Below are 22,331 nucleotides of genomic sequence, written 5' to 3'. Positions count from 1 at the left end.
ACCGGCTCGGCCGAGATCCCGTCCGTCCCCGGACCCGCCCCCTCGCAGCGGCGCGGGACCGGCACGCCGCCTCTGTCCTCGCCCGGGATGGGCCGGCCCCGGTGCGGCCGACCTCGCACCGGCGCGGCGCGCCCCCCGGGTTCTCGGGCCCGTCTCCTCTACGACCCCAGTCGCGCTGTCGCCACGTGGATCCTGAACCCGCAGGGAACGATCCCCTCCGGCGTGGTCAGCTCCCGGACCTCGGCGAAGAAGGCCGCACGCAACCGCTCTACGCTCGCCCCGTCGAGCGGGCCGAGGTCGTAAAGGCCGGAGACCGTGGCCCACACCTGATCCACCGGTCCGCTCAGATCGATGGGTACGGTCTCCCAGTCGACCGCGGTGAAGCCCACCGGCCCCAGAACGGCGTCGAGCCCGTCACGACCGCGCGCCCTGCGGTCCCCCAACGCCGGGATGCGCCGCGCGGCGGGCAGCGCCTCGATCGTCCGCCGCAACAGCCCGAGGAACCGGTCGTACGCCTCGCCGCCGACGGCCCCGCCTCCCACCACGCAGGCCAGTACCCCGCCGGGGACCAGGACGCGGGCAACCTCGGCCGCGACCTGCTCGATCTCGCTCATCAGCATCAGCGCCAAGTGGGAGACGCAGGCGTCGAAGCTGTCGTCGGCGAAGGGAAGTTCCTGGGCCCGCCCCTCTTCCAGCCTCGCCCCGGCCAGTGCCGGTCGACGTCGTGCCAGCGCCACGGAGTGCGGGGACAGGTCCACCCCCGCGAGGTGTCTCCCGTTCCCTCGGGCCAGGAGTTCCAGCAGGAGACCGTCACCGCAGCCCAGATCCAGCACCCGCGTGCTCCCGGCCACCCGATCGCACAAGATCTCATAGCTGGACCGGCCGTCCGGAGCGCGGCCGCGGCCGAACGCCTCCGTGGTCACCGCCGGGTGCTCGGCGTGGAAAGCCCGCAGGAACGCCTCTTGCGATGTGGTGGTCGTCACCCGCCCACACTACGGCGCGCGAGCCGCGGCCGGACCGGACCCGGGAAGGAGCCGCGACAAGCGGGGTGGCCGGGTGTGCCCGGTTGTCATGGTGTGCCACAACCCTGGTACGTGCCACAGTATCTGACGTACCGTCATATCCGCCCGCGCGGAGCCCACCGTACGCAGGAGGTTCGTCATGTCCGCCGACCGACCCGTACCCCTGGACGAGTACCCCATCCACCAGGCCCCGCTGTCGATGAAGCACCTCGTCAGCGGCGACCGCAACGCCTACGACCGCTGCATCTTCCACGTCTTCGACCACGCCGGCCGGGCCGTCCTCATCCTCGGCCTCGGCGTCTACCCCAACGCCGGTGTGATCGACGCCTACGCCACCCTGCGCCTGGGCGACGACCTCCTCGCCGTCCGCGCCTCCGACGCCCTCACCGACGACCGCATGAACCTCTCCGTCGGCCCCCTGCGGATCACCGTCGACGCACCCCTCAAGCGCATCACCCTCCAGTGCGACGCCGACCCCGCCGACCCCCGGGGGCTCTCCTACGACATCACCTGGACCGCCGAGTTCCCCGCCGTCTGGGAGCCGCACCACATCCAACGGCGCGGCGACCGCCTCATGCTCGAAGGCCGACGCTTCGTCCAGGCGGGCAACGTCACCGGCACCATCCGCGCCAAGGGCGAGCGGTTCGCCCTCGCCCCCGGCGCCTGGACGGGTACGCGGGACCGCAGTTGGGGCGTGCGCCCCATCCCCGGCGAAGACGGCGGTCGCGCCGCCGACGAACATCGTCCCGAAGGCTTCCACTGGCTCTGGGTCCCCGTCCGCTTCGAGGACCGCTTCCTCATGGTCATCACCCAGGAGGACGCGGACGGCCACCGCACCCTCAGCGAAGCCGTCCAGGTGTTCCCCGAGGGCAGCGGTCGCGGCGACGTCCAACTCGGCTGGCCGCACACCGACATCCGCTACCGCCCCGGCAGCCGCCACCCCGAGAGCGCCGTCGTCCACCTCACCGATCCGGCGCGCAAACCCCTCGAACTCGGCGTGGAGATCCTGAACTCCTCCCCGCTCGCCGTCGGCGCCGGCTACCCGCCCGCCGCCGACTGGCAGCACGGCACCTGGCAGGGCCGCGGCTGGACCGACCGGCGCGTCTACGACCTCTCCGACCCGGGCGCCCACCCCACGGCCGCCTTCGGCGTCACCGACCACTCGGCCCGCTTCACCCTCGACGGCCGGGTCGGCCACGGCATCTTCGAGCACGGCAGCTTCGGCCGCCACGACCCCAGCGGTTTCGCCGACCACACCTCGGTCGCGCCGTAGCCCCGGCTCGGCAGCTACGCAGCCGCGCGCACGAAGTCCCGCAACCGAACCGGACCCGGCAGGAGGGGTAGTCCATGGCAACGGCACCGCGTCCCCGCACCACCACCCGAGACCCCGAGGAACTCGGTCGGCGCCTCACGGCCTGGCTCGACACCCGCCTCCCCGGCGCGAAGGTCACCAACACCGCCGTACCCGGCTCCAACGGCATGTCCAGCGAGACCCTCCTCTTCGACATCGAGCACCCGGACATCGAGCACCCGGACGTCGAACACCCCGACGCCCCCGGTCGCGCCTGCGCCCTGCGGCTCGCCGCCGACCCGGCCGCCTACACCGTCTTCCCCACCTACGACATGGCCCGCCAGTACCGCGTGATGCGGCTGGTCGCCGAACACACCGACCTGCCCGTACCCCGGGTCCGCTGGCTGGAGGAGGACCCGCGGCCGCTCGGCGCGCCGTTCTTCGTCATGGCCCGCGCCGAGGGCCGCGTGCCGCCCGACGTGATGCCGTACACCTACGAGGGCAACTGGCTGCACTCCGCCACCGACGCCGAACGCGCCGTCCTCCAAGAGGCGAGCGTCTCCCTCCTCGCCCGCCTCCACGACCAGTTCCCGTCCCCGCGAGCGCGGTTCCTCCTCCCGCCCGGCACCGGCACCCCGCTGCGCCGGCACGTCGAGGCCCAACGCGCCTACTACGCCTGGGTGGTGGCCGGCATGCCCCGGTCACCGCTGCTGGAGCGGGCCTTCGACCGGCTGGAGGAACTCTGGCCCGCCGACGAGGGCGAGCCCGTCCTCAACTGGGGCGACGCCCGGATCGGCAATGTGATCTACCAGGCCGACGGCTTCGAACCGGTGGCCGTACTCGACTGGGAGATGGCGGCGTACGCCCCGCGCGAGGTGGACCTCGGCTGGACCGTCTACCTCCACCGCTTCTTCCAGGACCTCACCGTCGGTTTCGGCCAACCGGGCCTGCCGGACTTCCTGCGCCGCGACGACCTCGAACGCCGCTACGACGAACTCACCGGGCACACCCCGCGCGACATGGAGTTCCACACGCTGTACGCCGCCCTGCGGCACGGCATCGTGATGCTGCGCATCGCCTACCGGCAGGCGCACTTCGGCGAGGTCGGGAAGCCGACGGACGGCGACCACGCGGACGGCCTCATCCTGCACCACGCCAGTCTCGCCGCCATGGTGCAGGGAACGTACTGGTAGGCCCCCGGGGACGCCCCCCCCGGGCCCGGCCGGTCAGGCGGCCTGCGCGTGCTGACGCATCTGCGGCGGCAGCAGCGTCGCCGCCATCCGCACCGGACGCGAGCCCGGACCGCCGACGTGCGAGAAGGGCTGCGTCCGCCAGTCCAGCCCCTGCGGCAGCGTCAGCACGACCACCGGGGCCGACTCCTGCGCGTCCGACGGGAACACCCCCACCGTCGGCAGCGCCTCGGAGGCCGGGCGGCCCGTACCCGCGCACACCGTGAGCCCGAACGGGTTCCACGGGGTCAGGCAGAGCGCGTGCTCCGGCAGGTACTCCTCGTCGGCGACCAGGGCGATCGACTGCCCGCAGTCCGGGCAGACCGCGTGGTGGATATCGAACCCGTCGGCGTCGTCGGGATAGTCCGCGTCGTCCGCGTACTCGGATTCGCTCATACGGCCGGCGCCATTGGTGTTCAGCATGGATGTACTCCCCCTTGGGTGGGCCGGGCGGGCAGATTCTTCAGCCACGGCCACAGCAAGCACTTCCCGTCGCGCGGCACGAGTAACCACGAGAGCCGGGCGTACGCATCCATACCCCTGTGGCCTTGGTCACATGCCCGCCGCAGGTGCCCTTTCCCCGTGGACACCGCTGTGCCTGGAGCGGCTCTGGGCAATAGGTTGAGCGGCTATGAGCGCAATGGAGGAGCTGGACCGCCAGATCGTGGATCTGCTCGTGAGGGACGGGCGGATGAGCTACACGGACCTGGGCAAGGCCACCGGACTGTCCACGTCGGCAGTCCATCAGCGAGTACGCCGGCTGGAACAGCGCGGAGTCATCCGCGGCTACGCGGCCGTCGTCGACCCCGAGGCCGTCGGGCTGCCGCTGACGGCCTTCATCTCGGTCAAACCGTTCGACCCCAGCGCCCCGGACGACATCGCCGAGCGGCTCGCGGGGGTCCCGGAGATCGAGGCCTGCCACAGCGTCGCGGGGGACGAGAACTACATCCTCAAGGTGCGGGTGGCCACGCCCCTCGAACTCGAAGACCTGCTGGGCCGGCTCCGCGCCCTGGCCCATGTCGCCACCCGCACGACGGTGGTCCTGTCCACCCCCTACGAAGCCCGGCCGCCCCGCGTGTGACCCGTGCCCGTGCCCGCGGGCCTCGCGCCGCACGGTGACGGGGTTCCCCCGGACGGGGAGTCCGGGGCCCGGTCCGGGAGGGGCCCCCGGCCGGCCACGTCCGCCGGTCGGGCAAGGTCCGCCAGGCCGGAGGCGGGCTCGCCGGTCGCCCCCTCGGTGTCCGGCCCGGGCCCCGCCCGTGCGCCCGGGCCGGCCGCCGGCCGGGGGGCGTGTCCGGGCGGGCGCGGACGACCAGCGAAACTGGGGACATGACTGACCGCACCGCCTCCGCCACCGCCGCCGGAACCCCCCGCACCGTCCTGCTCCGCGGCGGCGAGGTGCACAGCCCCGCCGACCCCTTCGCCACCGCGATGGTCGTCGAACGGGGCCACATCGCCTGGGTCGGCTCCGAAGGCGCCGCCGACGCCTTCGCGCAGGGCGTGGACGAGGTCGTCCACCTCGACGGGGCGCTCGTCACCCCGGCGTTCACCGACGCCCACGTCCACACCACCTCCACCGGGCTCGCCCTCACCGGCCTCGACCTCACCGCGGCCCGCTCCCTCCCCGAAGCCCTGGCCCTCGTCCGGGCCCACGCCCGCAGCCGCCCCGCCGACCGGGTGCTCCTCGGCCACGGCTGGGACGCCGCCCGCTGGCCCGAGCGCCGCGCCCCCCGCCGCGCCGAGCTGGACGAGGCCACCGGCGGTCGCCCGCTCTACCTCAGCCGCGTCGACGTGCACTCCGCCGTGGTCACCACCGCACTGCTGGACCTCGTCCCCGGCGTCCGCGTCACCGGCGACGAGCCGCTCACCCGCCACGCCCACCACGCCGTCCGCCGGGCCGCGCTCGACGCCGTCACCCCCGCCCAGCGCGCCGAGGCGCAGCGAGCCGCCCTGGACCGCGCCGCCTCCCTCGGCATCGGCTCCGTCCACGAGTGCGGCGGGCCCGAGATCTCCTCCCCCGAGGACTTCACCGCCCTGCTCGACCTCGCCGCCGGCCACCCCGGCCCGCGCGTCTTCGGCTACTGGGCCGACCGCGACCTCGACCGGGCCGCGGAGCTCGGCGCGGTCGGCGCCGCCGGCGACCTGTTCGTGGACGGCGCGCTCGGTTCGCACACCGCCTGCCTGCACGCCCCGTACGCCGACGCGACGCACACCGGCACCGGCTACCTGGACGCGGGCGACATCGCCGCGCACGTCGCCGCCTGCACCGAGGCGGGCCTCCAGGCCGGGTTCCACGCCATCGGCGACGCCGCGCTCACCGCCGTCGTGGAGGGGGTCCGGGCCGCCGCCGAAAAGGTCGGCCTCGCCCGCGTCCGCGCCGCCCGGCACCGTGTCGAGCACGCCGAGATGATGACCCCGGCCACCATCGCCGCCTTCGCCGAGCTGGGCCTGACCGCCTCCGTGCAGCCCGCCTTCGACGCCGCCTGGGGCGGCGAGGACGGCATGTACGCCGACCGGTTGGGCGCCGAGCGGGCCAGGACCCTCAACCCGTACGCCGCCCTGCTGAAGGCCGGCGTGCCGCTGGCCTTCGGCTCGGACGCCCCCGTCACGCCCCTGGACCCCTGGGGCACCGTCCGGGCCGCCGCCTTCCACCGCACCCCCGAGCACCGGATCTCCGTACGCGCCGCCTTCGCCGCGCACACCCGCGGCGGCTGGCGGGCGCTCGGCCGGGACGACGCGGGCACCCTCGTGCCCGGGGCCCCCGCCGACTACGCCGTCTGGCGCACGGAGGAACTCGTGGTGCAGGCCCCCGACGACCGGGTCGCCCGCTGGTCGACCGACCCGCGCTCCGGCACCCCCGGGCTGCCCGACCTCACGCCCGGCGCGGATCTGCCCGTGTGCCTGGCGACGGTCGTGGGCGGCCGGGAGGTATTCGTACGGCCACAGGGGTGATCCGGGGGGCCTCGGTTCGGTACCGGCGGCCCGACCCGGATAGGTTCGGCCGGGTCCACCACAGGACGTCCCTTCCGGACGGATCCGTCCGCTCAGCGCGCCCGCGCCTCGGGGGCGAGGGAAGGTTTCGCCGGTGCGGGCGGCCCCCAGCGGCAGTTGGGGGCGGGTGGCCCCAGGTCGGGGCCCGGTGGTCCAGTAGACAACGGCCACGGTCACCCGCAGCCAGCGGGAGCGGGGCCGGCCCGAAGGACCGCGGGCCCCGACCACTGTTCTAAAATCGTTCCGCCGTGACAGGACGGACGAGGCGGGGCTGGACGAGAAGCATGCAAGGGGACCCAGTGAGCGACGGCGGACAGCGGACCTACGGGCCCCTCGGGACCACCTTGGTGATCATCCCCACGTACAACGAGGCGGAGAACATCGGGCTGATCGTCGGCCGGGTGCGTGCCGCCGTGCCCGAGGCGCACATCCTCGTCGCGGACGACAACAGCCCCGACGGCACCGGCAAGCTCGCCGACGAACTGGCCGGCTCCGACGATCACGTCCACGTCCTGCACCGCAAGGGCAAGGAAGGGCTCGGCGCCGCCTACCTCGCGGGCTTCGCCTGGGGGCTGGAGCGCGGCTACGGCGTCCTGGTCGAGATGGACGCCGACGGCTCGCACCGGCCGGAGGAGCTGCCCCGGCTGCTGACCGCGCTCGGCGGCGCCGACCTGGTCCTGGGCTCCCGCTGGGTGCCCGGGGGCCGGGTCGTCAACTGGCCCAAGAGCCGCGAGATCCTCTCCCGCGGCGGGTCCACCTACTCCCGGCTGATGCTGGGCGTCCCGATCCGCGACGTGACCGGCGGCTACCGCGCCTTCCGCCGCGAGACCCTGGAAGGGCTGGGCCTGGACCAGGTCGCCTCCGCGGGCTACTGCTTCCAGGTCGACCTCGCCCGCCGGGCCGTCCGCAAGGGCTTCCGGGTCGTCGAGGTCCCCATCACGTTCGTCGAGCGCGAGTTCGGCGACAGCAAGATGAGCAAGGACATCGTGGTCGAGGCCCTGTGGCGGGTCACCCAGTGGGGCATCAAGGCCCGTACGGCCAAGCTGACCGGCAGGCCCGAGGCATAGCGGTGTCCGACGGACCACGGCCGGGCCCGGACCACCCTTAGGGGATGCCCGGTACCTCCGACTGAGGCCGCTTTTACGCCACCCCAGGCACACTGGAGTCATGACGACCGGCACCTCGACTGCTCCCCGGCGGCGCTCGGCCGCCCGTACGTACCTCCCCCTGGCGGTCGCCGCCTGGTTCATCCTGGAGATCTGGCTGCTCGGCTTGGTCGCGGGGGCGGCGGGCGGCCTGACCGTCGCCCTGCTCATCCTCGGCGGGATGCTCCTGGGCGGCGTGGTCATCAAGCGCGCCGGCCGCCGGGCGTTCCGCAACCTGACGGCGGGCTTCCAGCAGGCGCAGCAGGGTGTGGCCGCCGCCCCGCAGCAGCCCGGCCGGGGCAATGCCCTGATCATGGCGGCGGGTCTGCTCCTGATCCTGCCGGGGCTGCTCTCCGACGTCGCCGGCCTGCTCCTGCTCGTGCCGCCCGTCCGGGCGCTGGTCGCGCGCCGCTTCACCCGTTCCCTGGAGCGCACGATGACGTCGGCGGCCCCCGGCGGTTTCGGCGCCGCGTTCCAGCAGGCCCGCATCCACCAGCCCGACGGCAAGGTCGTGCGGGGCGAGGTCATCCGCGAGGACCGACCGCAGCCCGGGCCGGGTCCCTCCGACCCCGACACCGGCTACCGTCCGCCGCTCGCCTCCTGAGTCTTCCGAGTCTTCCGAGTCCGTGACCCCGGCGGCCCGCCGGGGCCGCGCCCGGTCCTCCTCGCCTCCCGAGCCCGTCGTACGCACGCCGAGGGCCCCCGCCACAGGAAGTGGCGGGGGCCCTCGGCTTCGTGCTCAGTCCGGGTGTCAGGCGGACTTGCGGCTGTCCCGCGGATGCACGGCAATGTTCATGGCGCCGGAACGCAGGACCGCCAGCCTCTCGGCCAGCACTTCCTCGAGTTCCTCGCGGGTGCGTCGCTCCATGAGCATGTCCCAGTGCGTTCGCGCGGGCTTGCCCTTCTTCTCTTCGGGCCCGTCCCCGTCGACCAGGAGTGCCATGGCGCCGCACGCCTTGCACTCCCACTCCGGCGGAATTTCTGCCTCAACCGAGAACGGCATCTCAAATCGATGTCCGTTCTGGCATGCGTACTCCACCGCCTGGCGCGGGGCCAGATCGATGCCGCGGTCCGTCTCGTAGCTGGTAACCACGAGCCGCGTACCGCGGAGAGCTCGCTCACTCATGAATCGTGCCTCCCGGGCTTGTCGCCCACAGGACAGGTGTCGCTGTCGTCGTCATCCGGTCAACGTCCGGTCGGCGGTATAGATTCCCGCTCCGGGTCGTGCGTCGCCCGTCGTGCCGCCCCTTGTTGTACCCACCGGTGCCCGTTTTGTCACATCTGGCAGCAGATGTCACCCAGCGCCTATCCTTCTTGTGCGCGCAGTAACGGTCCGCCTGGCAGGGCAAAGACGTACACTACCGGCCCTTTGCTTCAACGTCGAAATTCGTTCCGAATTCGTTCTCAGAGCCGTTCGGGAACAGGATTGCCCGCCGCTTCCACCGCGCGCCGCACCGGCACCCGGGCGAGCAGCACGAAACCCAGTGCGAAGAACACCACCAACGAGATGATCGCCGTCCGGTAGCTGCCCGTGACCTGGTAGGTCAGGCCGAACACCAGCGGCCCCACCCAGCTCAGTCCGCGGTCGCTCATCTCGTACGCGGAGAAGTACTCGGCCTCCTTGCCCGCCGGTACCAGGTGCGAGAACAGCGACCGCGACAGCGCCTGGCTGCCGCCCAGCACCAGCCCGATCATCGAGGCGAGCACGAAGAACCACGCCGGGGTCCGCGCGGGCAGGAAGTAGCCGGCCGCCAGCGTCAGCGCCCACGCGGCCAGCGAACCGAGGATCGTCCGCTTGGCGCCGTACGAACGCGCCAGCCGCCCCATCCCCAGCGCGCCCGCCACCGCGAGGACCTGGACGAGCAGCACCGCCACGATCAGCGTCGACTGCTCCAGCCCCAGCTCCTCCGACCCGTAGACCGAGGCCTGGGAGATCACGGTCTGCACGCCGTCGTTGTAGATCAGGTACGCCAGCAGGAACGACAGCGTCAGCGGGAAGCGCCGCATGTCCCGCAGCGTCGCCGCCAACTGGCGCCAGCCGCTGACCGGCGGGGCCGCCCCGGCCTCCCGCACCACCGCCCGGTCGCGCAACCGGCGCAGCGGCACGATGGCGAAGGCGCCCCACCACAGGCCGGCCGAGGCCAGACAGATCCGTACGGCCGTGCCCTCGGAGACGCCGAAGGAGTCGTGCCCCTGGAACAGCACCAGGTCGAGGACCAGTACGAACGCGCCCGAGGTGTACCCGAACGCCCAGCCGCGCGAGGAGACGGTGTCCCGCTCGTCGGGTGTGGCGATCTGCGGCAGATAGGCGTTGTAGAGCACCATCGAGACGGCGAGCGCCGCGTTCGCGACGATCAGCAGCAGGCCGCCCAGCAGGTAGCGCTCGCCGCTCAGGAAGAACATCCCGGCGGTCGCCGCCGCGCCCGTGTAGGCCGCCGCGGCCAGCAGCGGCTTCTTGCGGCCGCCCCGGTCGGCCACCGCGCCGGCCAGCGGCATGATCAGTACGGCGACGATCACCGAAACCGACACCGAGTACGCGAAGAACGACCCGGCCCGCACCGGGATGCCCAACGGGTGCACATAGCCCTCGGCGTCCGCCGCGGTCTTGGCCACCGCGGTCAGGTACGGCCCGAGGAATACCGTGAGCACGCTCGTCGAGTAGACCGAGCAGGCGAAGTCGTAGAAGTACCAGCCGTGCTGTTCGCGCTTGCGGGCGGCGGCGGATCTGCCGTCCTCCGCCCCCGATTCCGCTTCGTCCGTCGTCTGCGCCGTCATCCGGTGCCCCCTCGCTGTCCCCGTACCGCCGCGGCCGCCCGGGCCGCGCGCGGGCCCGTCGGGCGGTCAGGCCCAGGCTCCGCGACGGTCCAGCACCGTGCGCAAGATGTCGATCCGGTCGGTCATGATGCCATCCACCCCCAGGTCGAGCAGCGCCTCCATGCGTTCCGGTTCGTTCACGGTCCAGACGTGCACCTGGAGGCCGCGCGCGTGCGCGGTCCGTACGAAGCGCCGGTCGACCACCCGCACGCCGGCCTGGGTCTCCGGGACCTGTGCCGCCACCGCGCCCACCCGCAGGGCGGCCGGGATCGCGTACGAGCGCAGCCGCAGCCCCAGCACACCGAGGACCCCGTACGAGGTCGCCAGCCGGGGCCCCGCGATCCGGTGCGCCCGGGCCACCCGGCTCTCCGAGAACGAACCCACGCACACCCGGTCCCACGCCCCGGCCCGGGCGATCAGGTCGACCAGCGGGTACAGCGCCGACTCCGCCTTGATGTCGACGTTCCACCGCGCGTCGGGGAACTCCTCCAGCAGGTCCTCGAAGAGCGACAACGGCTCCGTCCCGGCCACCCGCGCGGCGCTGACCCGCTTCCAGGACAGCTCGGCGATCCTGCCCTCGGTGTCCGTCACCCGGTCCAGGGTGGCGTCGTGGAAGGCGACCAGCTTGCCGTCGGAGGTGGCGTGCACATCGGTCTCGAAGTACCGGTAGCCCGCGCCGGCGGCCCGGCGGAAGGCGGCGGCGGTGTTCTCCAGACCGTCCGCCGCGCCACCCCGGTGGGCGAAGGGGATCGGGGCGGGGTGGTCGAGGTACGGATGGCGAAGGCGTACGTGCGTCACGGCGGCAGTATGCCCGTTGTGGCCGGTGGGGCGTGAGCGGCCGGATGGACGCACGGTGAACGCCGGGGACCCACTGGTCCGAATGGACCGCTCCATGACACCCTGACCCGGCAGGAGCGATCCAATACCGGCCCCCACGCCCGCCTGCCGGGGCCAATTCGACGAAGGTGGACCGGACAGCATGGCTCAGTGGACCTCAGCGGTCGGTGCCGCCCAGCTCGCCCGCCTGATCACCTCGCAGCAGGACCGGCCCCCCGTACCCGGGGCGCGCAAGCCCCCCGCCTACCGCCTCCTGGCCGACGGGATCAGGCTGCTCGTCCTCGAAGGCCGAGTCCCCGTCGCCGCCCGGCTGCCCGCCGAGCGGGAGCTGGCCGTCGCGCTCACCCTCAGCCGCACCACCGTCGCCGCCGCCTACGAGGCCCTGCGCGGCGAGGGCTTCCTCGAATCCCGCCGCGGCGCCGGCAGTTGGACCGCCGTACCCGCCGGGAACCCGCTGCCCGCCCGGGGCCTGGAACCGCTGCCGCCCGAGTCCCTCGGCTCGATGATCGACCTCGGCTGCGCCGCCCTCCCGGCCCCCGAGCCCTGGCTGACCAAGGCCGTCCAGGGCGCCCTGGAGGAACTGCCGCCCTACGCCCACACCCACGGCGACTACCCGGCCGGGCTGCCCGCGCTGCGCCGGATGCTCGCCGACCGCTACACCGAGCGCGGCATCCCCACCATGCCCGAGCAGATCATGGTCACCACCGGGGCCATGGGCGCCATCGACGCCATCTGCAGCCTCTTCGCGGGCCGCGGCGAGCGCATCGCCGTCGAGTCCCCCTCCTACGCCAACATCCTCCAGCTCATGCGCGCGGCCGGGGTGCGCCTCGTCCCCGTGGCGATGTCGGTCGGGCTCGGCGGCTGGGACATGGACGTCTGGCGTCAGGTGCTGCGCGACTCCGCACCGCGCCTCGCCTACGTCGTCGCCGACTTCCACAACCCGACCGGTGCGCTGGCCTCCGACGACCAGCGCCGTGCCATGGTCGAGGCGGCCCGCTCCGCCGGCACCGTCCTGGTCGCCGACGAGACCATGGCCGAACTCCGGCTCGACCCCGGCCTCGCCATGCCCCGGCCGGTCTGCTCCTTCGACCCGGCCGGCTCCACGGTGATCACCGTCGGCTCCGCCAGCAAGGCGTTCTGGGCCGGCATGCGGATCGGCTGGGTGCGCGCCGCCCCCGACGTCATCCGCAGCCTGGTCGCGGCGCGCGCCTACGCCGACCTCGGCACCCCGGTCCTGGAACAGCTCGCGGTGAACTGGCTGATGCGCACCGGCGGTTGGGAGGAGGCCGTCGAGATCCGCCGCGTCCAGGCCAGGGGCAACCGGGACGCATTGGTCACGGCGGTGCGTCGGGAGCTGCCGGACTGGGAGTTCGAGGTGCCGCTGGGCGGTCTCACGCTGTGGGCCCGTGCGGGCGGACTGTCCGGTTCACGTCTGGCCGAGGTGGGGGAACGGGTCGGCGTCCGCGTCCCCTCAGGCCCCCGGTTCGGCGTGGACGGCGCGTTCGAGGGGTATGTCCGGCTGCCGTTCACCGTGGGCGGCCCGGTCGCCGAGGAAGCCGCCGCCCGGCTGGCGGCGGCGGCCCGGCTGGTCGGTACCGGCGCCGGCGGCAGCGGGGCGGAACCGCCGCGCACGTTCGTGGCGTAGAACCGGCATGGCCCGTGAGGCGGCGGGTAAGGCGGATCCGGGGCAGGGCGGCATCGGGGTGGGGCGGCTGCGAGGTGGTCGGGCTCAGGGCCCCACGGGCCAGGGGCCGCGGGCCTTGGGTGCCTCCGCCGCGACCTCCCGTACCTCGCGTACCTCCCTTGTCTCGCGCGTCTCCTCCGCCCGCGGCTCCGGGTCGTCGATCGCGGCCTCCCGGGCGTCGATCGAGGGGGCCTGCGCCTGGGCCGGCGGCTGGACGATGCGCAGCGGCGGCGCCTGGGTGACGGGCTCCGGGGCCGCGGGCGCGGGCGCGCGCCGCGCCGTCCGCTCCGGCAGCAGCTCCGTCACCGCCCGGCGGTGCGCCGGGGGCGTGGCGTCGTCGTAGGGGTCCGGCGTGGCGGGCACCTGGAGCCGGTGGACGGGACCCGCCCCGAGCCGGGCGTACCCGCGCCCCGGCGGCGCCTGCGGCGTCGGGGTCGTGTGCGGGGGCGCTCCCAGCACCTCGGCGATCTGCCGACTCCCGGCCGGCCCGAGCACGACCCGGGCCCGGGTGTGCTGCCAGACGGCGTCGCCCAGCAGCTCCAACTGCTCGAACTGCTCGGCCACCACCACCGTGACGTGCGCGGCCCGCCCGTGCCGCAGCGGCACCTGGAGCCGCCCCAACGGATCGGGGCCGCCCTCGGCGGCGGCCAGGTGTGCGAGCACGCTGGGCCGGTCGAGCAGCACCCACAGGGGGCGACGGGTGTCCTCGGGCATGGCACCGCCGGTCTCCCGGGCCCGATGGGCGGCCAGCAGCCGGCGCTCCGTCTCCCGCGCCGCCCACTCCAGCGTGGTCTGGGCCCCGCCGGGACCGCACTCGACCGCGAGCACCCCGGCCCGGCCGGTGAGGCAGGCGTACTCGCCGCTGCCCCCGCCCTCGACGATCAGCACCTCGCCGCCGTGCCGCAGGGCCTGCAGGGCGATCGAGCGCAGGAGGGTGGAGGTGCCGCTGCCCGGAAGGCCCACCACCAGCAGGTGCGGCTCGGTGGAGCGGGGGCCGGTCCGCCAGATCACGGGGGGCACGTCACGCGGCTCGTCGCCCTCCAGGACGGGCAGGGTGCGCTGCACGCCGCCCGCGTCGGTGAACCCGAGGACCGTCTCCCCGGGGGCGGTGACGAACGGCTGGGCGGCGATGCCGGTCGACAGCGGCGCCAGGACCCGCAGATCGAGCTGGTTGGCCTCCTCGTCCCAGTCGAAGAGGTACTCCCGTCCGCGCCCGGACTTGGCGTGCAGCAACGCCTCGATCCGCGCCCGGGCGGCGGGCTCGCCGTCGGTGAAGTAGGCCGGGTAACGGATGCGGAGCCGGTTGATGCGGCCCGACGCGTCGAACACGGGGTCGCTGAACGCCTGGTCCCAGCTTCCGCCGTGGGCGAACAGCGGGCTCGGGTCCTCGGGCACGGAGAAGTACGGCACCAGTGCCTCGTAGAGGGCGGCGAGGCGTTCGGCCTCGGCGTCGCTGGGACCGGTCTTCACGGGGGTGCGGGGCCGTCCGTGCCAGGCCGCCGTCGCCATCACGGTGATCAGGCCGAGGAGCGGGCCGTAGGGCACGAGCGCCAGGGCGAGGACGACGGCGGCCGCCAGGAACAGGGCCGGGCCGCGCTTGTCCTTGGGGGTGTCGGCCCACTTGCGCCGCCCCGCGGAGGCCAGGACGCGCAGGCCGCGGCCGATGACGAGCAGCGGATGGAGGACGTCCGTGGCGCTGTCGGCGGCCGTGCGGGCGAGGTCGCGGCCCCGGGCCGGCCACGGGGTGCCACCGGTGAGGATGCGGGGGAGTGGGCGCCGGGCCACGGGCGTCTCCTGGAGTTGTGGTGTGGCGGGACGGTGCGTGCGGGGGCGGTGCGGGGCGGTGCGGCGGCCCGTCAGGCCGGCCCGGGCCGGCCGGCCTGAACGGCGGACGGCGGGCTCAGAGCTTGATCCCGCCCAACAGGCTCGCGAGGCTCGCCGTGCTCGCCGTGATGCTGGGGGCGATGGCGGAGCCGGCGAGGAAGAAGCCGAACAACGAACACACGAACGCGTGGGTCAGCTTCATCCCGTCCTTCTTGAAGAAGAGGAAGGCGATGATGCCGAGCAGAACGACGCCTGAGATGGACAGGACCATGACGACTTCTCCTGGTGGGTGGGGACGTGGGACGGTCACCATCAGTTCTTCCAGGCTCACAGGAAGTATCAATGCGACAAAAGGTGCATACGGGTGAATACCGCTCACTTTCACTTGACCGGCCGCGCCCGGCTGGCGCGTCCGCCGCGGAAGGGTCAGGGCGGTGGGTGGAGGAGGCGGGCGGGTGGGGATCGAACCGGGTCGAGGACGATCCTTGCCTCGGACCCTTCCCGTCATGTGCCGACCCGGGCGCTACCCTGGCGATTCACCCGTACGGACGCGGTCCCGTACGCACCCCTGCCCTCCCGGCCTGGGGAAACTCTTGCCGACGACAGCGAGTGAAAGGCGGTACGAACGATGAGCGAGCACACCCAGGACGGCGCGGGATCGCAGGGCGTCCCCGACGAGGACGTCATCGAGCTGGCCACCAAGATCTTCGACCTCGCCCGGCAGGGTGAAACCGCCACGCTGTCCGCCTACCTCGACGCCGGAGTCCCGTCGAACCTCACCAACGACCGCGGCGACACCCTCGTCATGCTCGCCGCCTACCACGGCCACGCCGACGCCGTCACCGCCCTGCTGGAGCGCGGCGCCGAAGCCGACCGGGCCAACGACCGGGGCCAGACCCCGCTGGCGGGCGCCGTCTTCAAGGGCGAGGAGGCCGTCATCCGCGCGCTGCTCGCGGGCGGGGCCGATCCGAACGCCGGGACGCCCTCCGCCGTGGACACGGCGCGCATGTTCGCCAAGACCGACCTCCTCGCACTTTTCGGAGCCGAGTAGTCCGTTTCCGGCCGGGACCAGGCGCACTCCGACCGGTCCCCGACCTCACGGGTTGGTCACGGCGGACGTAAATGTGGTCGCGGCGCACAAACCGCCTGGGTCATCATGGCGTCGGATTCGATTCGCGGACATGACGGACGGGCAGGAGCGGGCTGGACACGGACGCCGTTCCCGCCCACCCCCGCCGAACCGGCCGTACTGCACGCGAAGCATCGACGAGAGTGAGAAGGCAATGGTCAACATCGAGCGGAACAAGACGGCGAACGTCCTCACATGCTGTTACGCGGCCCTGTGAATCGAGATTCCCGGTTGCGTCCCCAGCTTGATTTGAGGCCATTCCCATGTTCGAACCAGTCATAGCGCCGAGCGGAACCCTGCTCGGGCTCCTCCAGCGGGGCCGCGGCGACGGCACGCTGCACGCGCTCGCGGCGCCCAGGGCAGAGGCCCTCGCGGCCCTGAACCGGTGCGTCGTCAGCGATCCGCGCCAGGACTGGCAGGTCGAGAACCGCTCGCTGTACTACGCCCGCCTCTACCTGGACCTCGACGGACCCCTCGGCGAGATCGAGGCCCATCTCTTCGGCGCCGAGGACCTCCTCGACGAGGACGAGCACCGGACCGGCCTCGCCCTGTCCGTGCTCGGCCACCTCGCCGCCTACGGCCGCGACGACGCGCTGATGCTGCTGCGCCGCTACGCCGCCCTCGGCGCGAACTGGTCGTGGGCCCTCGACGAACTCGCCCTGCGCGACGACGACGAAGGACTGCGCTCCCTGGCCGGCCCCGTGCTCGACCGCTTCCCCGCGACCCAGGACGGCGAGGCGCGGCTCGCCGCCGCCGTCCGCGACGCCTACGAGCCCCGACCCTGGCGGCTGTGGGAGGAGACCCCGGCCCACGGGGAACGGCTGCGCGCCGCCCGCACCCAGGGCTCCTTCGACCGCTGGCAGCGCCAGCTCACCCCGAAGGGCCCCCAGCCGGGCTGGGGCGTGCGGGCCGTCTTCGAGTGGGCCGCCGACGGACTGCGTCGCGGCACCCCGCTGCACGTGCCCGCCGCCCGCTGCCTCGCGGCCGTCGCGGCGCCCGAGGACCGCCCCACCGTCCTGGCCGCCGCCGCCGGGGCCCACGGCGAGGCCGCCCGCGCCACGGCCCTGCACCACCTCGTCCTCGCGGAACCGGAGAACCCGGCCGTGCTGGACCTCATCGAAGCCGCGGGTGACGAAGCCGCCGTCGCCGCCTACGAGCGGATGTGCGGCCCCACCGCCGTCGAGCGGGCCCGCCTGTGGGTGCACCGCCCCGACGCCCTGGGAGCCGCCGCCGGCGCCCTCCTCGCCGCCCGCGGCGGACCCGAGGACGCCCGGTACGTCCTCGGCGCCCTGCGCTCCACCGTCCGGGGCCACGGCCCCGACACCCCGCGCCTGTTCGCCCTCGTCGACGGGGCGGGCCGACTGGCCATCGGCTGCGCGGCGCCGGTACTGCGCCACATCTACCGCGAAACCGCCTCCTCCCACCTGCGCGGGCGCGTCGCCCGGGCCCTGGCCGGCACGGACGCGTCCTTCGCCGCGGGCTTCGCGGTCGAGTGTCTCTGGGACTGCGAGGAGACGACCCGCGAGGTCGCCGCCCGCCACGCCGAGACGGCCGATGCCCGCGTGGCCCCCCGCCTGCGCCGGCTGGCAGCCGACCCGGCCGAGGAAGAGGACGTCCAGTCGGCGGTCCGCAGCCGCATCGCCCCGGAGTCGGCGGTGTAGGAACACTTCACCGGGCGGTCCGCCCGACCCGCGCAAGATCGCCCGGAGCATCGAAGTCGGGCTCCAGCCCTCGCAGCCGCCCGCCCGCCTCGGCCGAGAACGGCCGGCCCGAGCCGGAGCAACGCGGCGGCGGGCCCCGAGACGGTCGGGCGCCGGCCCGAGGCCGGCCGCACTCGGGCGCCCGCGACGGGGGGACGCCCTCGGCGAGGAACGCCGGCGACCGCCCGCAGGCCGCCGGGCTCGGGGAGCCTTGAAGAGGCGTGCGGGCCCCGCGGCCGGAGCTGTCGGGGCCCGCGCCCCGAAGACGGCGCGGTTCCCGGACTCGACGGCCGCCCGGTCCCGCCCGTCCCGAAGACCCGGTGGCCCCGGGCCCCGTGGACCGATCGGGTTCCGCCCCCACGAGCCCGGCTCGGAGCGCCCGATGGTCGGTCGGGGCGGGGGAGGGCCGGGAGCTGTCCGACGGGTCAGGGTCGGATAGTGCGGGTCGGCTGGTGCCGTGGATCGCAAGGCGGAGCAGGGCACTGTGGTGGGGCACCTCTGGGGTTTTCCCCGGACGGAGTCCGGGGGAAGTGGCCGGCGGGCATCGGCGACCGGAGACAACGCGGCAAGGCGCGGTGTCGGGCGGGCCGGGCCGGCCCATGACCCGTCAGACACCCCCTATGCCGGGACGAAGCGGATCGGTGTGTCCGGGCGGGCTTGGGCCGCCGCGTCCAGGGGGCGGCCGGGGAGGACCACGCCGAGCACCGGGTAGCCGCCCGTGACGGGGTGATCGGCCAGGAAGAGCACCGGGAGACCGTCCGGCGGGATCTGCACCGCGCCCAGCACCATGCCCTCGCTCGGCAGTTCCCCGCCCCGGCGGCGGGCCAGCGGCGGTCCGCCCTCCGTCCGCAGCCCGATCCGGTTCGACCGGGCCGACACCCGGTAGGGCGAACGCAGCAGCCGCGCCACCGAAGCCGCCTCGAACCAGTCCGCCCGGGGCCCCAGTCGCAGCGGCAGCACCAGCTCCGACGGAGGCCCCGGCACGCCCAGGGCGTCCGCCCCACGGACCGGGTCGGCCGCCGCCGGGCCCACCGGAAGCACCGTCCCGGCCGACAGGACGGCCGGCCCCAGCCCCGACAGCAGGTCCGTCGAGCGACTGCCCAGCACCGGCGGGACGGCGAACCCGCCCCGCACCGCGACGTAGCTCCGCAGCCCCGACTCCGCCCGGCCCACCTCCAGCTCCGCCCCCGCCCCCAGCCGGACCGGCGATCCCCAGGCCGCCGGGCGCCCGGAGACCCGTACCGCGCAGGGCGCGCCGGTGACGGCCACGGTGACCGGGGCCCGCGCGCGCAACGCCACCCCGTCCGACGTGCTCTCCAGGGTGGCGGCCTGCGCCGGGTTGCCCACGAGGCGGTTGGCCAGCGCGTGCGCCCCCGCGTCCAACGCCCCCGACCGGGGCACGCCCAGGTGCGCGAACCCGGGGCGCCCCAGGTCCTGGACGGTGGTCAGCGCCCCCGCCCGCACCACCAGCAGCCCGCTCCCGCTCACGCCCCCGCCTCCTCGAACCGCACCCGTACCCCCGGCGCGAACAGCGCCGCCGGCTCCCGCGCCGGGTCCCACACCACCACGTCCGTCGAACCGATCAACTGCCAGCCGCCGGGGGAGGAGCGCGGGTAGACCCCCGCGTACTCGCCGGCCAACGCCAGCGAGCCCGCCGGGACGGACGTACGGGGCGTGGCCCGCCGGGGCAGGTGGAAGCGGGCCGGAAGCCCCGTCAGGTAGCCGAAACCGGGGGCGAAACCGCAGAACGCGACCCGGAAGACGATCCCGCCGACGATCGCCGACACCTCGTCCTCGGCGACGCCCCACAGCGCCGCCACCTCCGCCAGGTCCGGCCCGTCGTACCGCACCGGCACCCGCACCAGCGGCCCCCGGGACTCCGCCAGGGCGGGCACCTCCCAGCGGGCGATCCGGGCCCCCAGCGCGGCCGGGTCCGCCACCCCGTCCAGCAGCACCGTCCGCGCCGCGGGCACGATGTCCCGTACGCCGCCCAGCTCCGCGCGCCGCCGCAGCAGTTCCGCGTGCAGCGCGGCCACCTCCGCCGCGGAGTCCGTCTCCAACAGCAGCGCCCCGGTGCCCACGACGAGCGGCCTCACGCGAACGCCTCCACCCGCACCCCGGCCGCGCCCAGCGCGTCCCGCACCCGCAACGCGAGGTCCGCGGCGCCCGGGGTGTCCCCGTGCAGGCACAGCGAGCGGGCGCCCACCGGGACCGCCGATCCGTCCGCCGCCGTCACGACGCCCTCGGCGGCCATCGCGACCGCCCGGGCCACCACCGCGTCCGGGTCGTGCACGACCGCCCCCGGTTCGCCGCGCGGCACCAGCGTCCCGGCCGCCGTGTACGCCCGGTCGGCGAACGCCTCCCGTACCGCGGGCAGCCCGGCCTCCTCGGCGGCCGCCAGCAGCAGCGAACCCGGCAGCCCCAGCACGGGCAGCCCGCCCGGACCGGCCGCGAGCAGCACCCCGGCGACGACGGCGCCCGCCTGGCCCGCGTCGGACACGGTCCGGTTGTAGAGCGCGCCGTGCGGCTTCACGTAGGACACGGCGGAGCCGGCCGCCCGCGCGAACACCTCCAGCGCGCCGATCTGGTACGCCACCTCGTCGGCCAGCTCGCGCGCCGGCACGTCCATCGCCCGCCGCCCGAAACCCGCCAGGTCCCGGTACGAGACCTGCGCCCCGATCCGTACGCCCCGCTCGGCGGCCAGCTCGCACACCCGGCGCATGATGGACGGATCGCCGGCGTGGAAACCGCAGGCCACGTTGGCGCTGGTGACGACCGCCAGCAGCGCTTCGTCGTCCGTCAGCGTCCACCGGCCGAAGCCCTCGCCGAGGTCGGCGTTGAGGTCGATGACGGGTGTGATCACGGGAGCCATGCGGTGAGGGTAGAACAGCCCCGGTACGGAACGCGCCCGCCCCGGGCCCGCCGTGAACCGGAACGGGCCGCGCGCCGGGCCCGGGGAGGTTCCGGCCGAACCGTGCCGTTTGGGATGTTGTCCGGGTCAGCGCCTAGTCTTTCCGTCGTGACTCTCCCTGCCCCGGCGAAGCCCCTTGTGTCCCCGGCGCCGGGCCCGGCCGCCGACGAGGGCCTGGCCCGGCGGCTGCGCGCCCTCGCTTGCACCGCCCCGCTGCACGACCTCGACGTCCGCAAGGCCAATCTGGCCGGCGAGTACGGGGTCTACGCGATGGCGGAGGTCGCGCTGGCCGCGATCGACCTGGTCACCCTCAACATGGACTTCGACACGGGCGCCGACCACGAGCAGATAGTGGCCCGGCTGCTGCCGCGCGTCGCCGCCCAGGCCCCGGGCAGGCCCGCCGCGGAGCACGAGCGGGTGGCCCGCTGGGTCCTGGAGAACCTGATCAACGTCGGCAGCGTGGACCGCGGCTTCCGCGCGATCTACGGCACCTTCGGCCCCGACGGCGTCTACGTCCGCAGGGACTACGACTTCAAGCTGATCGAGGAGGTCCCCGGCTACGGCGGCGCGGTCTACCTGCGCACCACCGACGAAGCCGTGAACGTACTCGTCGGCGCCCTGGACACCGACGTCACCAGCGCGCAGATCGCCGCCGAGGTCAAACTGGACGTGCTGATCAGCCGCGGCCGGCTCGCCGACGCCCAACTCGCCGCCGAGCAGGCCCGGTACCGCACGGTCCAGTACGCGGAGACGCTGCGCCGGACGCTGGACGCGACGCGGCGCAACGTGCGGGCCGTGGACTGGCTCGAAGCCGTCCCGGACATGATCGCCGAGGCCCTGGACCACGTCGCCGACCGCTACCGGCACGAGAACGCCATCCTCACCAACATCCGCAAGGCCCGCGACGAGGCCGAGGACCCCGACAACAAGCGGCGCGCGGCCGAGTTGGTCGACATCGTCAAGGACTGCATCCGCCGGCACACCCAGCTCCAGTCGCGACTGCTGGACGCGGGCCCGCTCTTCCGCGCCGAACAGGACCGGCAGGCGTTCGCGGCCCCGGCGCCGCGCTCGGGCATCGACCTGTACGGGCAGTTGATCGCCCCGGTGCTGCCGCTGCCGCTGGAGCGGGCCACCCGGGTCACGGACGCGTTCTTCGCCCGGGGCACCGGCCTGCGCACCCCCGTCTCGGTGCGGGTCGCGGACCTGGTGGAGATCCTGCTGACGCCGCCCGTGGAGCGCGAGCACCTGGGCGTGGAGATGCCCGAGCCAGACCTGATCGCCACCCCGGACGACAGCCGGTTCAGCGAGGGGCAGCTCGCCGCGGCCATGGAACTGCTCGATCTTCCGCACGACGCCCCGCGCCGGCTGTCCGGCCTGCTCGCCGAGGCCCGGCGCAGCGACCCCGAACTTCCTTACCTGGTGGCGTTGTTGGCCGTGCACGCGGCGAGCCCGGCGGTGGGTACGGCCTACCGGCAGGGCGAGGAGCGGCTGCTGTTCGCCGTCGACGACGGCACCGAGTTGGACGACCCGGAATTCGGCGGCGCCGACCTGATCGTCGGCACCGCCCTCCTGGACGCCGCAGCGATGACCGCCGACCGGACGGAGGCGGCATGATCCCCGCCGCCGCCGGCGCGCGCCCGGCCCGAGCCGCATCCGCCCCCGGCGCCCGCCCGCAGCCCCACCCCAAGTCGCGCCCCGAGGGCCACGCCGGCCACGCCCTGCCGGAGTCCCACGCCGGGCGCCGCGTCGGGCCG

The 22,331-nt window shown here is 74.4% G+C and carries 20 protein-coding genes; 10 read left to right on the top strand and 10 right to left on the bottom strand.

Going from position 1 to position 22,331, the window contains the following annotated elements:
- Positions 1-158: 158 nt before the first annotated feature.
- Positions 159-983 (bottom strand): class I SAM-dependent methyltransferase, encoded by an 825-nt coding sequence (locus ACFVXJ_RS07640; protein WP_389660211.1) that lies wholly within the window; start codon positions 981-983, stop codon positions 159-161.
- Between the two features lie 178 nt (positions 984-1,161).
- Between ACFVXJ_RS07640 and ACFVXJ_RS07635 the strand changes: the two genes are divergently transcribed.
- Both ACFVXJ_RS07635 and ACFVXJ_RS07630 read left to right on the top strand, forming a co-directional pair.
- Positions 1,162-2,295, top strand: coding sequence for a hypothetical protein (locus ACFVXJ_RS07635; protein ID WP_389660208.1), 1,134 nt, complete (start codon positions 1,162-1,164; stop codon positions 2,293-2,295).
- A gap of 74 nt (positions 2,296-2,369) precedes the next feature.
- Positions 2,370-3,506, top strand: a complete 1,137-nt coding sequence (locus ACFVXJ_RS07630) for a phosphotransferase family protein (protein WP_389660205.1) — start codon at positions 2,370-2,372, stop codon at positions 3,504-3,506.
- A gap of 33 nt (positions 3,507-3,539) precedes the next feature.
- Here the strand turns inward: ACFVXJ_RS07630 and ACFVXJ_RS07625 are convergent, their stop codons facing one another.
- Complete coding sequence (locus ACFVXJ_RS07625; RefSeq protein ID WP_389660202.1) at positions 3,540-3,965, bottom strand: hypothetical protein; 426 nt, start codon at positions 3,963-3,965, stop codon at positions 3,540-3,542.
- A 217-nt stretch (positions 3,966-4,182) separates the two neighbouring features.
- Between ACFVXJ_RS07625 and ACFVXJ_RS07620 the strand changes: the two genes are divergently transcribed.
- The 4 genes from ACFVXJ_RS07620 (at position 4,183) to fxsA (ending at position 8,282) form a co-directional block, all read left to right on the top strand.
- Complete coding sequence (locus ACFVXJ_RS07620; protein ID WP_168713945.1) at positions 4,183-4,623, top strand: Lrp/AsnC family transcriptional regulator; 441 nt, start codon at positions 4,183-4,185, stop codon at positions 4,621-4,623.
- 248 nt (positions 4,624-4,871) lie between these two features.
- Complete coding sequence (locus ACFVXJ_RS07615) at positions 4,872-6,494, top strand: amidohydrolase (RefSeq protein WP_389660199.1); 1,623 nt, start codon at positions 4,872-4,874, stop codon at positions 6,492-6,494.
- Between the two features lie 338 nt (positions 6,495-6,832).
- Complete coding sequence (locus ACFVXJ_RS07610) at positions 6,833-7,600, top strand: polyprenol monophosphomannose synthase (protein WP_389660196.1); 768 nt, start codon at positions 6,833-6,835, stop codon at positions 7,598-7,600.
- Between the two features lie 100 nt (positions 7,601-7,700).
- On the top strand, positions 7,701-8,282 hold the full coding sequence (gene fxsA / locus ACFVXJ_RS07605; protein WP_389660193.1) for an FxsA family membrane protein: 582 nt from the start codon (positions 7,701-7,703) through the stop codon (positions 8,280-8,282).
- Positions 8,283-8,429: 147 nt separating this feature from the next.
- Here the strand turns inward: fxsA and ACFVXJ_RS07600 are convergent, their stop codons facing one another.
- From ACFVXJ_RS07600 to ACFVXJ_RS07590, 3 genes are all read right to left on the bottom strand, one after another.
- Positions 8,430-8,804 (bottom strand): RNA polymerase-binding protein RbpA, encoded by a 375-nt coding sequence (locus ACFVXJ_RS07600; RefSeq protein ID WP_007262928.1) that lies wholly within the window; start codon positions 8,802-8,804, stop codon positions 8,430-8,432.
- A gap of 278 nt (positions 8,805-9,082) precedes the next feature.
- Positions 9,083-10,453: an MFS transporter gene (locus ACFVXJ_RS07595; protein WP_389660190.1), complete on the bottom strand. Its 1,371-nt coding sequence runs from the start codon at positions 10,451-10,453 to the stop codon at positions 9,083-9,085.
- Between the two features lie 66 nt (positions 10,454-10,519).
- Positions 10,520-11,290 (bottom strand): glycerophosphodiester phosphodiesterase family protein, encoded by a 771-nt coding sequence (locus ACFVXJ_RS07590; RefSeq protein ID WP_389660187.1) that lies wholly within the window; start codon positions 11,288-11,290, stop codon positions 10,520-10,522.
- 181 nt (positions 11,291-11,471) lie between these two features.
- Here ACFVXJ_RS07590 and ACFVXJ_RS07585 point away from each other — a divergent pair, with 181 nt between their 5' ends.
- Entirely contained in the window at positions 11,472-12,974 is a 1,503-nt protein-coding gene (locus ACFVXJ_RS07585; protein WP_389660184.1) for a PLP-dependent aminotransferase family protein, read from the top strand.
- Positions 12,975-13,058: 84 nt separating this feature from the next.
- On the opposite strand, the gene ACFVXJ_RS07580 is transcribed toward ACFVXJ_RS07585, so the two are convergent.
- Both ACFVXJ_RS07580 and ACFVXJ_RS07575 read right to left on the bottom strand, forming a co-directional pair.
- The gene (locus ACFVXJ_RS07580; RefSeq protein ID WP_389660182.1) at positions 13,059-14,798 is read right to left on the bottom strand and encodes a hypothetical protein; all 1,740 of its coding nucleotides are present in this window, start codon (positions 14,796-14,798) and stop codon (positions 13,059-13,061) included.
- Positions 14,799-14,913: 115 nt separating this feature from the next.
- Positions 14,914-15,108, bottom strand: a complete 195-nt coding sequence (locus tag ACFVXJ_RS07575; protein WP_136210723.1) for a hypothetical protein — start codon at positions 15,106-15,108, stop codon at positions 14,914-14,916.
- 357 nt (positions 15,109-15,465) lie between these two features.
- Here ACFVXJ_RS07575 and ACFVXJ_RS07570 point away from each other — a divergent pair, with 357 nt between their 5' ends.
- A complete protein-coding gene (locus ACFVXJ_RS07570; RefSeq protein ID WP_389660179.1) occupies positions 15,466-15,888 on the top strand; it encodes an ankyrin repeat domain-containing protein in 423 nt (140 codons plus the stop codon).
- 341 nt (positions 15,889-16,229) lie between these two features.
- A complete protein-coding gene (locus ACFVXJ_RS07565; RefSeq protein ID WP_389660176.1) occupies positions 16,230-17,627 on the top strand; it encodes a HEAT repeat domain-containing protein in 1,398 nt (465 codons plus the stop codon).
- Positions 17,628-18,284: 657 nt separating this feature from the next.
- On the opposite strand, the gene ACFVXJ_RS07560 is transcribed toward ACFVXJ_RS07565, so the two are convergent.
- The 3 genes from ACFVXJ_RS07560 to ACFVXJ_RS07550 are packed head-to-tail and all read right to left on the bottom strand — an operon-like array spanning position 18,285 to position 20,538.
- On the bottom strand, positions 18,285-19,154 hold the full coding sequence (locus ACFVXJ_RS07560) for a biotin-dependent carboxyltransferase family protein (protein WP_389660173.1): 870 nt from the start codon (positions 19,152-19,154) through the stop codon (positions 18,285-18,287).
- A complete protein-coding gene (locus ACFVXJ_RS07555) occupies positions 19,151-19,762 on the bottom strand; it encodes an allophanate hydrolase subunit 1 (protein WP_389660170.1) in 612 nt (203 codons plus the stop codon). The genes ACFVXJ_RS07560 and ACFVXJ_RS07555 overlap by 4 nt, the downstream gene beginning before the upstream one ends.
- Positions 19,759-20,538, bottom strand: a complete 780-nt coding sequence (locus ACFVXJ_RS07550; protein WP_389660167.1) for a LamB/YcsF family protein — start codon at positions 20,536-20,538, stop codon at positions 19,759-19,761. The genes ACFVXJ_RS07555 and ACFVXJ_RS07550 overlap by 4 nt, the downstream gene beginning before the upstream one ends.
- Positions 20,539-20,652: 114 nt before the next feature.
- Between ACFVXJ_RS07550 and ACFVXJ_RS07545 the strand changes: the two genes are divergently transcribed.
- A complete protein-coding gene (locus ACFVXJ_RS07545) occupies positions 20,653-22,191 on the top strand; it encodes a hypothetical protein (protein WP_389660164.1) in 1,539 nt (512 codons plus the stop codon).
- Positions 22,192-22,331: the final 140 nt, after the last annotated feature.

It is taken from the genome of Streptomyces sp. NPDC058279 (genome assembly GCF_042881255.1).
GTDB lineage: Bacteria > Actinomycetota > Actinomycetes > Streptomycetales > Streptomycetaceae > Streptomyces.
Note: the sequence above shows the minus strand (reverse complement) of the source record. Positions and strands in the feature narration are given on the sequence as shown.

Coding starts and splice junctions, on each gene's coding strand:
- ACFVXJ_RS07635 (WP_389660208.1), top strand. CDS start 1,162: ATGTCCGCCGACCGACCCGTACCCCTGGACGAGTACCCCATCCACCAG.
- ACFVXJ_RS07630 (WP_389660205.1), top strand. CDS start 2,370: ATGGCAACGGCACCGCGTCCCCGCACCACCACCCGAGACCCCGAGGAA.
- ACFVXJ_RS07625 (WP_389660202.1), bottom strand. CDS start 3,965: ATGCTGAACACCAATGGCGCCGGCCGTATGAGCGAATCCGAGTACGCG.
- ACFVXJ_RS07620 (WP_168713945.1), top strand. CDS start 4,183: ATGGAGGAGCTGGACCGCCAGATCGTGGATCTGCTCGTGAGGGACGGG.
- ACFVXJ_RS07615 (WP_389660199.1), top strand. CDS start 4,872: ATGACTGACCGCACCGCCTCCGCCACCGCCGCCGGAACCCCCCGCACC.
- fxsA (WP_389660193.1), top strand. CDS start 7,701: ATGACGACCGGCACCTCGACTGCTCCCCGGCGGCGCTCGGCCGCCCGT.
- ACFVXJ_RS07600 (WP_007262928.1), bottom strand. CDS start 8,804: ATGAGTGAGCGAGCTCTCCGCGGTACGCGGCTCGTGGTTACCAGCTAC.
- ACFVXJ_RS07595 (WP_389660190.1), bottom strand. CDS start 10,453: ATGACGGCGCAGACGACGGACGAAGCGGAATCGGGGGCGGAGGACGGC.
- ACFVXJ_RS07585 (WP_389660184.1), top strand. CDS start 11,472: ATGGCTCAGTGGACCTCAGCGGTCGGTGCCGCCCAGCTCGCCCGCCTG.
- ACFVXJ_RS07575 (WP_136210723.1), bottom strand. CDS start 15,108: ATGGTCCTGTCCATCTCAGGCGTCGTTCTGCTCGGCATCATCGCCTTC.
- ACFVXJ_RS07570 (WP_389660179.1), top strand. CDS start 15,466: ATGAGCGAGCACACCCAGGACGGCGCGGGATCGCAGGGCGTCCCCGAC.
- ACFVXJ_RS07565 (WP_389660176.1), top strand. CDS start 16,230: ATGTTCGAACCAGTCATAGCGCCGAGCGGAACCCTGCTCGGGCTCCTC.
- ACFVXJ_RS07550 (WP_389660167.1), bottom strand. CDS start 20,538: ATGGCTCCCGTGATCACACCCGTCATCGACCTCAACGCCGACCTCGGC.
- ACFVXJ_RS07545 (WP_389660164.1), top strand. CDS start 20,653: ATGTTGTCCGGGTCAGCGCCTAGTCTTTCCGTCGTGACTCTCCCTGCC.